This is a genomic window from Limnohabitans sp. YIMB22184 (genome assembly GCF_048020265.1).
Taxonomy (GTDB): Bacteria; Pseudomonadota; Gammaproteobacteria; order Burkholderiales; family Burkholderiaceae_C; genus Limnohabitans_A.
Genome location: NZ_CP171843.1, coordinates 3,063,671 through 3,077,336, shown reverse-complemented (window position 1 = coordinate 3,077,336; position 13,666 = coordinate 3,063,671). Strand labels below are relative to the sequence as shown.

Sequence of the window (13,666 nt, the reverse complement as noted above, 5' to 3'; positions counted from 1 at the left end):
GTTGTATTTATTTTTTGTGGACAGTTGAGAGAAAAAACGGCAGGGAAATCAGGCTTATCAAGAGCTTATCCACATGCCGAATCGCGTACGCCACGGCATCATAAACCACATCGGCGCTGGATGACCTCCGTGAACACCCGATGCATTGAAAACCGCTTCATTTGCCGACCGCCCGAAAGTTTGCGATAATCTTGGGTTTCGCCCAACGCTGATTCATGGCATTGGGCACAAAGGAAGAGTTATGAAACGCACCTACCAACCATCCAAGACACGTCGCGCCCGTACACACGGCTTTCTGGTTCGCATGAAGACCCGTGGTGGCCGCGCCGTGATCAATGCACGTCGCGCCAAAGGCCGCAAGCGCCTGGCTGTCTAATGCCTCTTCAACCGTCTGGCTGTGGCCTGACGCCACTGCAGGCGGTTGACTCCAGGGTTTGGCCATCGTGCAGCGTTTGAAAACACGCCCGCAATTTCAGGCCGCCCTGGCGGGAGGAACCGTCTCGCGCACAGCGCATTTTGCGTTGCACCGTCTGACCTTGACCCGCCCCACGGACACCCCCTTGGCACCAGCCGATCAGGTCGGGCCTGCACCTTCACAGGAGCAGGCCCTTTTTGGCTTGTTCGACGTTTGGCTGGGCGCCATGGTGCCCAAGCGCTGGGCGCGGCGGGCTGTGACACGCAATGCCATCAAGCGGCAAATCTACAACGTGAGTGAGCGCTTTGGCGATCGCTTGCCTGTAGCAGCCCATGTGGTTCGCCTGCGATCCACATTTGACCGCAAGCAATTCATCAGCGCCACCTCGGAGCACTTGAAGCTGGCAGTTCGCCAAGAGCTTGAGCAATTGTTCGAGCGTGCGACACGCCTGCCAACGCAGGAGACGCAAGCATGATCATCCAGCGCTTGTTGATGGGTGTGGTGCGCGGCTACCGCTTGCTGCTGAGCCCTTGGCTCGGATCGTCTTGCCGTTTTGAGCCCACTTGCTCGGCCTATGCTTTGCAAGCCCTGGCGCAGCATGGCGCAGCGATGGGCAGCTACCTGACCGTTCACCGCTTGATGCGTTGCGGCCCCTGGTGCCAGGGTGGCCACGACCCCGTTCCCCCACAAGCCCCGCGCTTGTTCTCTGATTTGTTTTCTCCTACTTCGTCAAAGAAGACCCCATGAACGATATCCGTCGCACCATCCTTTGGGTGATTTTTGGTTTTTCCATGGTTCTGCTGTGGGACCAATGGCAGCTTTACAACGGCAACAAGGCCACTTTCTTCCCCAAGCCGGAAGTTGCAGCCCAAGCGACTGCAGCGGCACCTGCAGCCAACGGCGTGCCTTCTGCCTCGGCCGCAGCGCCAGCTGCTACCCCCGGACAAGTGCCCACTTCTGCAACCGCCGCTTCTGCCGCGCCGCGCGAAAAAATCGAAGTGGCTACCGACGTGCTCAAGCTCAGCTTTGACACCGAAGGCGGCTCGCTGGTGCGCACCGAGTTCACCCGTCACGCCGACTTTGTGGACGCCAGCAAGCCCTTTGTCTTGCTCGACCAAAGCAGCAGCCGTGTTTATGTGGCGCAAACCGGCCTGATCGGCGGTGATTTCCCGACGCACAAGGCTGCCATGAAGTTCAGCGGTGAACGCAGCCTGAAAGACGGCCAGAACGAGCTGACCTTGCGCTTCGAATCCGATGCACAAAACGGCGTGAAACTGGTCAAGACTTACACCTTGCAGCGTGGCAGCTATGTCATCGGCGTCAAGCACGAAGTGGTCAACACAGGCACCACCAACGTGTCACCCCAGCTGTACCTGCAACTGGTGCGTGACGGCAACAAGCCCGCAGGCGAATCGTCGTTCTATTCCACCTTCACAGGCCCCGCGATTTACACCGAGGCCAAGAAATACCAAAAGGTCGAGTTCAGCGACATCGAAAAGAACAAGGCCGAGATCGACAAGTCCTCCCCCAACGGCTATGTGGCCATGGTTCAGCACTACTTCGCCACCGCCTGGTTACTGGCTGACGGTATTCAACGCGAAAACTTCGTGCGCAAAGTCGACACCAACCTGTACGCCGTGGGCATGATCACGCCCCTGACAGAACTGGCGCCTGGCCAGTCCAAGACTGTGAGCACCCAGCTGTTCAGCGGTCCGCAAGAAGAAAAAGTGCTCGAAGCCCTGGCCCCCGGCCTGGACCTGGTAAAGGACTACGGCTGGCTGGCCATGCTGTCCAAGCCTTTGTACTGGTTGCTCGACAAGCTGTTCAGCTTCATCCAGAACTGGGGCTGGTCCATTGTGGCGCTGGTGCTGCTGCTCAAGATCGCTTTTTATTGGCTCAACGCCAAGGCTTACGCCAGCATGGCCAAGATGAAAGCCATCAACCCCAAGATCATGGAAATGCGCGAACGCCTGAAAAACGATCCGCAAAAGATGCAGCAGGAGATGATGAAGATCTACCGCGAGGAAAAGGTCAACCCGATGGGTGGCTGCTTCCCGATCATGATCCAGATCCCGGTGTTCATTGCCTTGTACTGGGTGCTGTTGTCCAGCGTCGAGATGCGCAATGCGCCCTGGATCGGCTGGATTCGCGACTTGTCCGCACCCGATCCGTACTTCATCCTGCCTTTGGTGATGACACTGACCACCTTGCTGCAGACTGCGCTCAACCCCGCGCCACCTGATCCGATGCAAGCCAAGCTGATGTGGATCATGCCGCTGGTGTTCTCGGTGATGTTCTTCTTCTTCCCGGCCGGCTTGGTGCTGTACTGGATCACGAACAACATTTTGTCGATTGCGCAGCAGTGGATGATCAACACCCGCATGGGCGTGCCACCGCAGTTCAATCTGCCCAAGTTCAAGTAAATTCAAAAGGCCGCGCAAGCGGCCTTTTTTTGGCCTCTGCCATTTTTCATTTAACCTATTTGCCACCGCCCATGCTCGCCCGACACCAAGAACCCATCGTCGCCATTGCCACCGCACCCGGTCGCGGGGCCGTGGGCATTGTGCGGGTATCGGGCAAGCATCTGGCACCGCTGATCCAGGCGCTGTGTGGGCGCCCCCTCAAACCACGCGAAGCCACATACCTGCCCTTTGCCGATGCCGACGGCAGCCCCATCGACCACGGCCTGGCGCTGCACTTTGTGGCCCCGCATTCGTTCACTGGCGAAGACGTGTTGGAGTTGCAAGCGCACGGCGGTCCGGTGGTCTTGCAGCTGCTGGTGGCGCGTTGCCTGCAAGCGGCGGCCGAAGTGGACCCGGCCACGGGGCAGCCCCGTTTGGCGGTTTTGCGCGTGGCGCAGCCGGGCGAGTTTTCCGAGCGCGCTTTTTTGAACGACAAGATCGACTTGGCCCAAGCCGAGGCGATTGCCGACCTGATCGACGCCAGCACCGAGGCTGCGGCCCGCAGCGCCAGCCGGTCTTTGGCGGGAGATTTTTCCAAAGAAATTCATGGGCTGCGCGATGCCTTGATTCACCTGCGCATGCTGGTCGAGGCGACGCTGGACTTCCCGGAAGAAGAAATCGACTTTCTGCAGAAGGCCGATGCGCAGGGGCAGCTGACGCGCCTGCAAGCCGCGCTGCACACCGTGCTGGGCAAAGCCCGGCAAGGCGCTTTGCTGCGCGAGGGCATCAAGGTCGTGATCGCGGGCCAGCCCAATGCGGGCAAGAGCTCTCTGCTCAACGCACTGGCCGGGGCCGAACTGGCCATCGTCACACCGATTGCGGGTACCACACGCGATGTGGTGCAGCAGACCATCCAGATCGAAGGCGTGCCACTGCATGTGATCGACACCGCCGGGCTGCGCGAAGGCGAGGGCGTGGACGAGGTCGAACAAATCGGCATTGCGCGCGCCTGGGGGCAAATTGAAGGGGCCGACGCGGTGCTGTTCTTGCACGACCTCACGCGCGTGGGCAAGATCGATTACGACACGGCCGATGCCGACATTGCCGCCGCCCTGCAAAGCCGCTTGCCCGCCAGCGTGGCGGTGATCGATGTGTGGAACAAGGCCGATGCGGCCCAGGTGTCGGGGGAGCGCATGGGCTTGACGCTCTCAGCCCGCACTGGCGAAGGCCTGCAGGCCCTGCGCCAGCAACTGCTGCAGCAAGCCGGTTGGCAGCAAGCCAGCGAAGGCCTGTTCATCGCCCGCGAACGCCATGTGCAGGCGCTGCACCGCGTGCGCGAACACCTGGAAATGGCCGACGCGCACCTGGCCGCGCAAGCCCAAAACCTCGACCTGCTGGCCGAAGAGCTGCGCCTGTCCCAGAACGCGCTCAACGAAATCACCGGCGAATTCAGCGCCGACGATTTGCTGGGTGTGATTTTTTCGAGTTTCTGCATCGGCAAGTGAGCTTGCCCAGACTCAGCCACGATCAAGACGCCTGTCTGCGCAGACGATCGAACTGGATGGGCACCAACCTGCCGGCTCCCGCCAAGGCCTTCGATCGCCTCGGCCGCGCCACTTCCCATCGCTGACCCCATCTTTAGCGCTTCACCATGGCGATGGACATGATTGGCGGGAGACAACTGGGTTTGGCGGTGCTGGTGCCCGATGCAAAGCACTGCGCTCAGCACAAGCGCCTTCAGGCGACACACCCGCTGTGCAACTTGCGCGACAGACGCCTGCGTGACAAGACCTCGGGATAACCATGACACGAAACTGACTGCCCCCCCGCACAATGAACAAGCTAAGAATTTTTAACCGCCGAGCAATGAACCAGAGCAGTCCAGATGTCCAGCAATTTCATTCTTGAAACCCGAGAGCTTGTCAAAGAGTTCAAGGGCTTCGTTGCCGTCAACGGCGTGAGCCTGAATGTGCAGCGTGGTCACATCCACGCACTGATCGGGCCCAACGGCGCAGGCAAGACCACCGTCTTCAACCTGTTGACCAAATTCCTGATTCCGACCCGTGGACAGATCCTGTTCAACGGGCACGACATCACGCCTGAAAAACCCTCCCAGGTGGCGCGGCGCGGCATCGTGCGGTCTTTCCAGATTTCGGCGACTTTTCCCAACCTCACGGTGATGGAAAACGTTCGTATTGGTTTGCAACGCGCCACCGGGACTTCGCTGCATTTCTGGCGCTCCGAGCGCAGCCTGAGCCAGCTCAATGACAAAGCCATGGCTTTGCTGGACGAGGTGGACCTGGGCAGCATGGCCGACCTCACAGCGGTGGAGCTGCCCTATGGCCGCAAGCGCGCTTTGGAAATTGCCACGACCTTGGCCATGGAGCCCGAGTTGATGCTGCTGGACGAGCCCACCCAGGGCATGGGCCACGAAGACGTGGACCGCGTGACGCAGCTGATCAAGAAGGTGGGCGCCAACCGCACCATCTTGATGGTGGAACACAACATGAGTGTGGTGTCCAAAATTGCAGACACCATCAGTGTCTTGCAACGTGGACAAGTGATCGCAGAAGGACCTTACGCCGTGGTTTCGCAAAATCCCCAAGTGCTGGAAGCCTACATGGGCACCACCGACAACCAGCTGGAGGGGGCCCATGGCTGAATCCAAAGAATTCCTGCGCATCAGCAACCTGCAAGCCTGGTACGGCGAGTCGCACATCCTGCACGGTGTGGACCTCACGGTCAACGAAGGCGAAGTGGTGACGCTGCTGGGGCGCAATGGCGCGGGCCGCACCACCACCGTCAAGTCCATCCTGGGTCTGGTGGGTCGCCGCACCGGCTCCATCACCATCAAGGGCCAGGAAACCGTGAACTGGGCACCGCACCAGATCGCCAAACTGGGTCTGGGTTATTGCCCTGAAGAGCGGGGTATTTTTTCGGCCCTGACTTGCGAAGAAAACCTCTTGCTCCCCCCCGTGATTGCCCCCAACGGCATGTCGGTCGATGAGATTTACGAGATGTTTCCCAACCTGAAGGAACGCCGTAACAGCCCAGGCACCCGCCTGTCGGGCGGTGAGCAGCAGATGCTGGCTGTGGGTCGCATTCTGCGCACCGGTGCTCGCTTTTTGTTGCTGGACGAGATTTCCGAAGGCCTGGCGCCCGTCATCGTGCAGGCCCTGGCCCGCATGATCACGGCCCTCAAGGCCAAGGGCTTCACCATCATCATGGTGGAGCAGAACTTCCGGTTTGCCGCGCCCTTGGCCGACCGGTTTTACGTGATGGAACATGGTCAGATGGTGGAGAGCTTTACCTCACAGGAGCTGTCCTCCAAGATGGGCATGTTGAACGAGTACCTGGGCGTCTGATTTTTTTCTAACTGGAGACAACACGATGAAACGCAAACTTCTTTCCCTCGCCGCCATGGCTGCCTGCGCTTTTGCGGGCGGTGCACAAGCCCAGATCTCTGACGGCATCGTCAAGATCGGCGTGCTCAACGACATGTCGGGTCTGTACTCCGACATCACCGGCCCCGGCTCGGTGAGCGCCGCCAAAATGGCGGTGGAGGACTACATCAAGGCCTCCGGCAGCAAGCTCAAGGTCGAGGTGGTCGGTGCCGACCACCAGAACAAGCCCGATGTGGGCTCCAACATTGCCCGCCAGTGGTACGACACCGACAAGGTGGACATGATCGCCGACGTGCCCACCTCCTCGGTCGGTCTGGCGATTGCCAAGATTTCTGCGGACAAGGGCAAATTGCACGTCAACTCCGGTTCGGCCACTGCCGACCTGAGCGGCAAGGCCTGCAACGCCAACACCATCCATTGGGCCTATGACACCTGGATGCTGGCCAACGGCACCGGCAAAGCGATTGTCAAAAGCGGTGGTGACACCTGGTTCTTCCTGACCGCCGACTACGCCTTCGGCCACGCCCTGGAGCGCGACACCGAAGCCGTGGTGGTCAAGAACGGCGGCAAGGTCGTGGGCAAGGTCCGCACGCCTTTCCCATCGCAGGACTTCTCTTCGTTCCTGCTGCAGGCTCAAGCCTCCAAGGCCAAGATCATCGGTTTGGCCAACGCCGGTGGCGACACCACCAACTCGATCAAGCAAGCGGCTGAGTTCGGCATCACCAAAGGCGGCCAGAACCTGGCAGGTCTGCTGGTCTTCCTGCCCGACGTTCACTCGCTGGGCCTGAACACCGCACAGGGCCTGATGCTGACCGAAACCTTCTACTGGGACCTGAACGACCAGACACGTGCCTTCACCAAGCGCTTTGCTGCAGCCAACGGCGGCAAATACCCCTCCATGGTGCAAGCCGGTGTGTACTCCAGCGTGATCCACTACCTGAAGGCTGTGGATGCAGCCAAGACCGACGACGGCACCAAAGTGGCCGCCAAGATGAAAGAGCTGCCCACTGATGACCCATTGTTCGGCAAAGGCAGCGTGCGCCCCGATGGCCGCAAACTGCACCCTGCCTATCTGTTCCAGGTCAAGAAGCCCGCCGAGTCCAAGGGCCCTTACGACTACTACAAGCTGGTCGCCACGATCCCTGCCAACGAGGCCTTCCGCCCCTTGGCCGAGAGCGAGTGCCCTCTGGTCAAGAAGTAATCCCTCCCCTTAGTTCAAGCAAGTCGAAACATCACAATGGAAATCTTTGGCATACCCTCGCAAGCCCTGTTCGGGCAATTGCTGATCGGGCTGATCAACGGCTCTTTTTACGCACTGCTCTCACTGGGTCTGGCCGTGATTTTCGGCTTGCTGAACATCATCAACTTCACCCACGGCGCCCAGTACATGCTGGGCGCCTTCGTGGCCTACCTATCGCTCACCAAACTGGGCATCAATTACTGGGTTTCGCTCATCGTCACGCCGATTCTGGTGGGCGCAACCGGTATGGTCATTGAACGCACCATGCTCAAACGGCTCTACAAGCTCGACCATCTGTATGGCCTGCTGCTGACCTTTGGTCTGGCGTTGATCATTCAGGGCTTGTTCCGCCACGAATTCGGCTCATCGGGCATGCCTTATCCGGTGCCCGAGGTTTTCCAGGGCGCCTACAACACCGGCTTCATGTTCCTGCCCAAGTACCGCGCCTGGGTCATCGTGGCTTCGCTGGTGGTATGTTTGTCCACCTGGTACGTGATCGAGCGAACCAAGCTGGGCGCCTACCTGCGCGCAGCCACCGAAAACCCCAGCCTGGTGCAGGCGTTCGGCATCAACGTGCCGCGCATGATCACCCTGACGTATGGCTTCGGCGTGGCATTGGCCGCCTTTGCTGGCGTCATGGCTGCACCCGTCTACCAGGTCAACCCGACCATGGGTGCCGACATCATCATCGTGGTGTTTGCGGTGGTGGTGATTGGCGGCATGGGCTCCATCATGGGGGCCATCCTGACCGGTTTCGGCCTAGGCCTGATCGAAGGCCTGACCAAGGTCTTCTACCCCGAAGCTTCCAGCACGGTGATTTTCATCATCATGACCATTGTTCTCCTGATCAAGCCTGCCGGGTTGTTCGGCACCCAGAAGTAAGACCATGACCACTGTCTCGACGCCCTCCTTCAAGACCCAGTCTTTCACGCACCAGTGGGTGGCCTTCGCCATCATGGTGGCGGTTCTGGTCATCGCGCCCATTTGGGTCTACCCGATCTTCCTGATGAAGGTCATGTGCTTTGCCTTGTTCGCCTGCGCCTTCAACCTGCTCATCGGCTTTGGCGGCCTGCTGTCATTCGGCCACGCCATGTTTTTGGGCACCGCCGGTTATGCCGCCGCGCATGCGGCCAAGGTCTGGGGCTGGAACCCCGAGCTGGCCGTGTTGTTTGCCACAGGCTGCTCGGCCTTGCTGGCCCTGGTCACAGGCTCATTGGCCATCCGCAGGCAAGGCATTTACTTTGCGATGATCACCTTGGCGTTCTCGCAAATGGTGTTCTTCTTCTACCTGCAAACGCCTTTCACCGGTGGTGAAGACGGTATCCAGAGTGTGCCTCGCGGCAAACTGTTTGGCGTGTTTGACCTCGAACAAAACACGAACATGTACCTGTTTGTGCTGACCATCTTCCTGGCGGGTTTTGCCTTCATCTGGCGCATCGTGCACTCGCCTTTTGGTCAGATCCTCAAAGCCATCCGCGAAAACCAGGACCGCGCCATCTCGCTGGGCTATGACACCGATCTGTACAAGCTGATTGCCTTTGTCATCTCTGGCGCATTGGCCGGCACGGCGGGTGCTACCAAGTCACTGGTGTTCCAGCTGGCCTCTTTGACGGACGTGCACTGGTCCATGTCGGGCGAAGTGGTGCTGATGACGCTGGTGGGTGGCTTGGGCACCTTGTTTGGCCCGGTGGTCGGCGCAGCTGTGATCGTGAGCATGCAAAACTACCTGGCCCAGCTGGGCGCCTGGGTCACCATCATCCAGGGTGTGATCTTCGTGATCTGCGTGCTGGCTTTCCGCCGCGGCATCGTGGGCGAGATCGCCAACTGGCTCAAAAAACCACTTTGAGTTCGGTCCTCACCTGACAGTGAGGTCCCCAAGAAAAAACCGCCCAGAGGGGCGGTTTTTTTATTGGGCGGTTTTCTTGTCCACCTTTGCGCTTCAGCGCATGAAGGTCTTCACGTAATCTGCACCCAGCCCAACGGCTTCGAAGTGGGCACGGTATTTTTCGATGCGGGTGAACACGTCGTCATACCCAGTGGCGTTGCCCTGGGTGTCGACGTACATCAACGCCCCGTGAACGGTAAACATCGTCACCATGTCCTGGCAGTCGTCGGGCACGACCAGAGTGTGCGTTTCGCCTGGGGGCTCGAACACATAGCTGCCCTCTTCGGCCACCCAGTCGTGCTCCAGGTACAGCCATTTGCCGCGCAGCACATGCGCGTGCACCATGCCCGAATGTCGGTGGCGCTGGAGCAAACCCGAGCGCTTGACCTTGAGCAGGTGCACATAAAAGCCCCCGCTCACATTCAGGTGCAGGGGGCGAGACCAGATGCCCGGCCCCACAGGCGCCCACAGGCGTTCGTCTTCGGTCTGCACGTTGTGCACCACCATGTCGGGTGCCATGCCCCAAGGCTGGGGTTTGGCATAAGGAACGCGGTCATCAGCGGCCGCTGGCGGGGTGTAGTTGGAGCTCATGGGTAGACCGGGGCAAGTGGAAAGCACTCAGCTTAGAGCGGTCCAAGCGCCTTGTCAGCGCCGTGCGTGACAGCCTGCTGGCCTCAATGTCCCTCGAAAGACACCAGCGTGAACAGCTTCAAACCCGCGGCCCGAATCCGGTCGGACCCACCCAGCTCGGGCAAATCCACAATGGCGGCACCCTCGATCACGGTAGCCCCCAGTTTCTCCAGCAGCTTTTTGCCCGCCATCATGGTGCCGCCCGTGGCGATCAGGTCGTCGATCAGCAGCACACGCTGGCCGGGTTGGACCGCATCGGTGTGCAGCTCCACAGTAGCGCTGCCGTATTCCAACTCGTAGGTTTCTTCCACCGTGGTGAAGGGCAGCTTGCCCTTTTTGCGGATGGGCACAAAACCCAGCCCCAGCTCGTAAGCCACCACAGAACCCAGAATGAAGCCCCGCGCATCCAGCCCCGCCACCACGTCAGGGCGCAAGGCCGGGTGCATGTAACGGTGCACAAAAGCATCGATCAGCACGCGAAAAACGCGCGGATCTTGCAACAGCGGTGTGATGTCACGAAACTGCACACCCGGCGCAGGCCAGTCGGGCACCGTTCGGATATGGCTTTTCAAATAGTCGTTGACGTTCAGATCGTCCATGCCTCAACCTCGCAAAAGTTTCTCTTCGGCCACCGCCAACGTTTGGGATTTGCCCGACAGCACCAGCGTATCGCCCGAGAACAGCTCGGTGTCATCGCTCACTTTTTCTGACTGGCCATTGGCGCGGCGCAGGTTCACCACACGCACGCCCATGGCGTGAAAAGCCAGGTCCTTGATCTGCTTGCCCAACCAGGGTGAGGCCAGGGGCAGCCCCACGGTGGTCAAACGCTCGTGGTCGATTTCGTCCAGCGTGTCGTCGTCCGCGCCATGGAAATAACCACGCAGCAGGTTGTAGCGGGCATCGCGCTGGTCTTGCACGATGCGGATCACGCGGCGCATGGGCACGCCCACCAGCGCCAGCGCATGGCTGGCCAGCATGAGCGAGCCCTCAAGCGCCTCGGGCACCACCTCGGTGGCCCCCGCCAGCTGCAGTTTTTCCAGGTCCAGATCGTCTTGTGTGCGCACGATCACCGGCACCTGCGGCGCATGGCTGTGGGTGTGGTCCAGCACCTTCATGGCCGCGGGCACGTCGAGGTAGGTGATCACCACCGCGCTGGCGCGTGCCAGGCCTGCGGCCATGAGCGATTGCAAACGTCCGGCATCGCCAAACACGACCGAATCTCCGGCCGCAGCGGCTTGGCGCACCCGGTCGGGGTCCAAGTCGAGTGCCATGTAGGGGATGTTTTCCTTTTCGAGCATGCGGGCCAGGTTTTGGCCGCATCGCCCATAGCCACAAATGATGACGTGCTTGCTGGTGTTGATCGACTTGCGGGCGATGGTGGTCATCTGCAAGGACTGTTGCAACCACTCGCTGGCCACGACCTTGAGCACGATGCGGTCGCTGTGCATGATGATGAACGGCGTGGCCATCATGGACAGCACCATGCTGGCCAGCACCGGGTTGAGCAAGGCGGGCGGGATGATGTTGCTCTGCGCCCCCAGTGTCAGCAACACAAACCCGAACTCACCCGCCTGCGCCAGGTACAAGCCGGTGCGCAGGGCCACCCCGTTGGGCGCACCGGTCAGCTTGGCCAACGCAGTCACCATGACCAATTTGAACAGCACGGGTAAGGTGGTGAGCAGCAAGACCAGCGGCCAGCGCTCGACCACAATGTGCCAGTCCAGCATCATGCCGATGGTGATGAAAAACAGGCCCAGCAGCACATCATGGAAGGGCCGGATGTCCAGCTCCACCTGGTGCTTGTACTCAGTCTCTGATATCAGCATGCCGGCGATGAAAGCCCCCAGCGCCAAGCTCAGGCCCGCCAGTTCGGTGATCCAGGCCAATCCCAAGGTGACCAGCAACAGGTTCAGCACAAAAAGCTCTTCGCTTTTGCGCCGCGCCACCAGCGTCAGCCACCAGCGCATGACACGCTGCCCACCAGTCATGAGCAAAGTGATCAGCACAGCGGCCTTGGCTGCCGCCAACAGCAAAGCCGACAACATCTGGTCGGCGGGGGCGCTCAAGGCCGGGATCATCACGATCAGTGGCACCACCGCCAAATCCTGAAATAGCAACACGCCGATCACCCGCTTACCGTGCTCGGACTCCAGCTCCAGCCGGTCGGCCACCAGCTTGATCACGATGGCCGTGCTGCTCATGGCCATGGCGCTCGACAGCGCCAGCGCGGTTTGCCACTCCATCTTCCAGAGCGTAGGGGCCAAGGTGGCGACAAACAAGGAAAACACCGTCACGATCACCAGCGTCAACAGCACCTGCAACAGGCCCAGGCCAAACACGTGCTTGCGCATGGAACGCAACTTGGGCAGGTTGAACTCCAGCCCGATCACAAACATCAGGAACACCACGCCGAACTCGGCCAGGTGTTTCACGCCCTCGGAGTTTTGCGCCAGCGCCAATGCATTGGGGCCAATGACCACGCCCACCGCCAGATAACCGAGCATCGGCGGCAGCTTCAGCATGCGGCAGCCCACCACACCCAACACGGCGGCCAACAAATACAACAGGGTCAACTCCAAAGCGCTCATGCTTCAATGGTAACAAGCACATGTGACGCATCATGGCGAGGCCAGTGATCTGTTCACGGCTCGGGTGTGGAATTGGGCACGCCTGTTTCAGGGCGCCGCACGCCGACCGATAAAATGCCCATCATGCTCGCCCATTCAGACCACACCCTGCAACTCGCCCGCGATACCCTCGACATCGAGGCTGCAGCCTTGCTGCAACTCAAAGCCCGCCTGGACGAGCGCTTTGTCCAGGCCGTGAACATGGTGCTGGGCGCGCAAGGGCGCGTGGTGGTCACCGGCATGGGTAAAAGCGGGCATATAGGCCGCAAGATTGCCGCCACCCTGGCATCGACCGGCACCCCGGCCATGTTTGTCCACCCCGGCGAAGCCAGCCATGGCGACCTGGGCATGATCCAGGGCATCGACGTGGTCCTGGCCATCTCCAACAGCGGTGAAAGCGACGAACTCGTCGCCATCTTGCCGGTCCTCAAACGCCAGGGCGTGCCCCTGATCGCACTGACTGGCGGCCTGCAATCCTCATTGGCCCGCCACGCCGACATAGTGCTCGACTGCTCTGTCGACAAAGAAGCCTGCCCCCTGAATTTGGCCCCTACCGCCAGCACCACCGCCCAATTGGCCATGGGCGATGCCTTGGCCGTAGCCCTGCTCGATGCCCGGGGCTTCAAACCTGAAGACTTTGCCCGCTCGCACCCGGGTGGTTCGCTGGGCCGCAGGCTGCTCACCCATGTGGCCGATGTGATGCGCAAGGGCAGCGATGTGCCGCAGGTCGGACCGGATGCCGAATTCACCGCCCTCATGCGCGAAATGAGCAGCAAAGGCTTGGGCGCGACCGCCGTGACCGACGCCGAAGGCCGCGTGCTGGGGGTGTTCACCGATGGTGACTTGCGCCGCTTGATCGAAAAAGGCGCGGACCTGCGCAGTCTGCGGGCACGCGATGTGATGCACGCCAGCCCCCGCACCATCCGGGTTGACGCGCTGGCCGTCGAAGCGGCCGAGATGATGGAGCAATGGCGCATCACCAGCATCCTCGTGGTCGACGAAGCCGGGCACCTGTGTGGCGCCCTGAACACCAACGACCTGATGCGGGCCAAGGTGATCTGAA

General features: G+C 60.5%; 14 protein-coding genes. 11 read left to right on the top strand and 3 right to left on the bottom strand.

The window, feature by feature from the left end; genetic code table 11:
* The first annotated feature begins 241 nt into the window (after positions 1 to 241).
* From rpmH to ACHEXL_RS14145, 10 genes are all read left to right on the top strand, one after another.
* Complete coding sequence (gene rpmH / locus ACHEXL_RS14190) at positions 242 to 376, top strand: 50S ribosomal protein L34 (RefSeq protein ID WP_005798102.1); 135 nt, start codon at positions 242 to 244, stop codon at positions 374 to 376.
* A 67-nt stretch (positions 377 to 443) separates the two neighbouring features.
* On the top strand, positions 444 to 890 hold the full coding sequence (locus ACHEXL_RS14185) for a ribonuclease P protein component (RefSeq protein ID WP_416560041.1): 447 nt from the start codon (positions 444 to 446) through the stop codon (positions 888 to 890).
* Positions 887 to 1,162, top strand: coding sequence for a membrane protein insertion efficiency factor YidD (gene yidD / locus ACHEXL_RS14180; RefSeq protein WP_416560040.1), 276 nt, complete (start codon positions 887 to 889; stop codon positions 1,160 to 1,162). Before ACHEXL_RS14185 ends, yidD begins: the two co-directional genes overlap by 4 nt.
* Positions 1,159 to 2,838, top strand: a complete 1,680-nt coding sequence (yidC, locus tag ACHEXL_RS14175; protein WP_416560039.1) for a membrane protein insertase YidC — start codon at positions 1,159 to 1,161, stop codon at positions 2,836 to 2,838. The genes yidD and yidC overlap by 4 nt, the downstream gene beginning before the upstream one ends.
* 71 nt (positions 2,839 to 2,909) lie before the next feature.
* A complete protein-coding gene (mnmE, locus tag ACHEXL_RS14170) occupies positions 2,910 to 4,322 on the top strand; it encodes a tRNA uridine-5-carboxymethylaminomethyl(34) synthesis GTPase MnmE (protein ID WP_416560038.1) in 1,413 nt (470 codons plus the stop codon).
* Positions 4,323 to 4,702: 380 nt separating this feature from the next.
* The gene (locus tag ACHEXL_RS14165; protein WP_108427217.1) at positions 4,703 to 5,479 is read left to right on the top strand and encodes an ABC transporter ATP-binding protein; all 777 of its coding nucleotides are present in this window, start codon (positions 4,703 to 4,705) and stop codon (positions 5,477 to 5,479) included.
* Complete coding sequence (locus tag ACHEXL_RS14160; RefSeq protein WP_291933726.1) at positions 5,472 to 6,182, top strand: ABC transporter ATP-binding protein; 711 nt, start codon at positions 5,472 to 5,474, stop codon at positions 6,180 to 6,182. Before ACHEXL_RS14165 ends, ACHEXL_RS14160 begins: the two co-directional genes overlap by 8 nt.
* Before the next feature lie 25 nt (positions 6,183 to 6,207).
* Positions 6,208 to 7,422, top strand: a complete 1,215-nt coding sequence (locus ACHEXL_RS14155) for an ABC transporter substrate-binding protein (RefSeq protein ID WP_416560037.1) — start codon at positions 6,208 to 6,210, stop codon at positions 7,420 to 7,422.
* A 36-nt stretch (positions 7,423 to 7,458) separates the two neighbouring features.
* Positions 7,459 to 8,343: a branched-chain amino acid ABC transporter permease gene (locus tag ACHEXL_RS14150; RefSeq protein ID WP_416560036.1), complete on the top strand. Its 885-nt coding sequence runs from the start codon at positions 7,459 to 7,461 to the stop codon at positions 8,341 to 8,343.
* 4 nt (positions 8,344 to 8,347) lie between these two features.
* Entirely contained in the window at positions 8,348 to 9,307 is a 960-nt protein-coding gene (locus ACHEXL_RS14145; RefSeq protein WP_416560035.1) for a branched-chain amino acid ABC transporter permease, read from the top strand.
* Positions 9,308 to 9,400: 93 nt separating this feature from the next.
* Here the strand turns inward: ACHEXL_RS14145 and ACHEXL_RS14140 are convergent, their stop codons facing one another.
* The 3 genes from ACHEXL_RS14140 to ACHEXL_RS14130 form a co-directional block, all read right to left on the bottom strand.
* Positions 9,401 to 9,937, bottom strand: coding sequence for a 2,4'-dihydroxyacetophenone dioxygenase family protein (locus ACHEXL_RS14140; RefSeq protein ID WP_416560034.1), 537 nt, complete (start codon positions 9,935 to 9,937; stop codon positions 9,401 to 9,403).
* Positions 9,938 to 10,020: 83 nt separating this feature from the next.
* On the bottom strand, positions 10,021 to 10,575 hold the full coding sequence (locus ACHEXL_RS14135; protein ID WP_108427211.1) for an adenine phosphoribosyltransferase: 555 nt from the start codon (positions 10,573 to 10,575) through the stop codon (positions 10,021 to 10,023).
* A 3-nt stretch (positions 10,576 to 10,578) separates the two neighbouring features.
* Complete coding sequence (locus ACHEXL_RS14130; RefSeq protein WP_416560033.1) at positions 10,579 to 12,564, bottom strand: cation:proton antiporter; 1,986 nt, start codon at positions 12,562 to 12,564, stop codon at positions 10,579 to 10,581.
* 123 nt (positions 12,565 to 12,687) lie between these two features.
* Between ACHEXL_RS14130 and ACHEXL_RS14125 the strand changes: the two genes are divergently transcribed.
* Positions 12,688 to 13,665 (top strand): KpsF/GutQ family sugar-phosphate isomerase, encoded by a 978-nt coding sequence (locus ACHEXL_RS14125; protein ID WP_416560032.1) that lies wholly within the window; start codon positions 12,688 to 12,690, stop codon positions 13,663 to 13,665.
* Position 13,666 lies beyond the last annotated feature (1 nt).

Excerpts from the sequence above, each read along its gene's own strand:
- rpmH (WP_005798102.1), top strand. The coding sequence starts at position 242 with ATGAAACGCACCTACCAACCATCCAAGACACGTCGCGCCCGTACACAC.
- yidD (WP_416560040.1), top strand. The coding sequence starts at position 887 with ATGATCATCCAGCGCTTGTTGATGGGTGTGGTGCGCGGCTACCGCTTG.
- yidC (WP_416560039.1), top strand. The coding sequence starts at position 1,159 with ATGAACGATATCCGTCGCACCATCCTTTGGGTGATTTTTGGTTTTTCC.
- mnmE (WP_416560038.1), top strand. The coding sequence starts at position 2,910 with ATGCTCGCCCGACACCAAGAACCCATCGTCGCCATTGCCACCGCACCC.
- ACHEXL_RS14165 (WP_108427217.1), top strand. The coding sequence starts at position 4,703 with ATGTCCAGCAATTTCATTCTTGAAACCCGAGAGCTTGTCAAAGAGTTC.
- ACHEXL_RS14160 (WP_291933726.1), top strand. The coding sequence starts at position 5,472 with ATGGCTGAATCCAAAGAATTCCTGCGCATCAGCAACCTGCAAGCCTGG.
- ACHEXL_RS14155 (WP_416560037.1), top strand. The coding sequence starts at position 6,208 with ATGAAACGCAAACTTCTTTCCCTCGCCGCCATGGCTGCCTGCGCTTTT.
- ACHEXL_RS14150 (WP_416560036.1), top strand. The coding sequence starts at position 7,459 with ATGGAAATCTTTGGCATACCCTCGCAAGCCCTGTTCGGGCAATTGCTG.
- ACHEXL_RS14145 (WP_416560035.1), top strand. The coding sequence starts at position 8,348 with ATGACCACTGTCTCGACGCCCTCCTTCAAGACCCAGTCTTTCACGCAC.
- ACHEXL_RS14140 (WP_416560034.1), bottom strand. The coding sequence starts at position 9,937 with ATGAGCTCCAACTACACCCCGCCAGCGGCCGCTGATGACCGCGTTCCT.
- ACHEXL_RS14135 (WP_108427211.1), bottom strand. The coding sequence starts at position 10,575 with ATGGACGATCTGAACGTCAACGACTATTTGAAAAGCCATATCCGAACG.
- ACHEXL_RS14130 (WP_416560033.1), bottom strand. The coding sequence starts at position 12,564 with ATGAGCGCTTTGGAGTTGACCCTGTTGTATTTGTTGGCCGCCGTGTTG.
- ACHEXL_RS14125 (WP_416560032.1), top strand. The coding sequence starts at position 12,688 with ATGCTCGCCCATTCAGACCACACCCTGCAACTCGCCCGCGATACCCTC.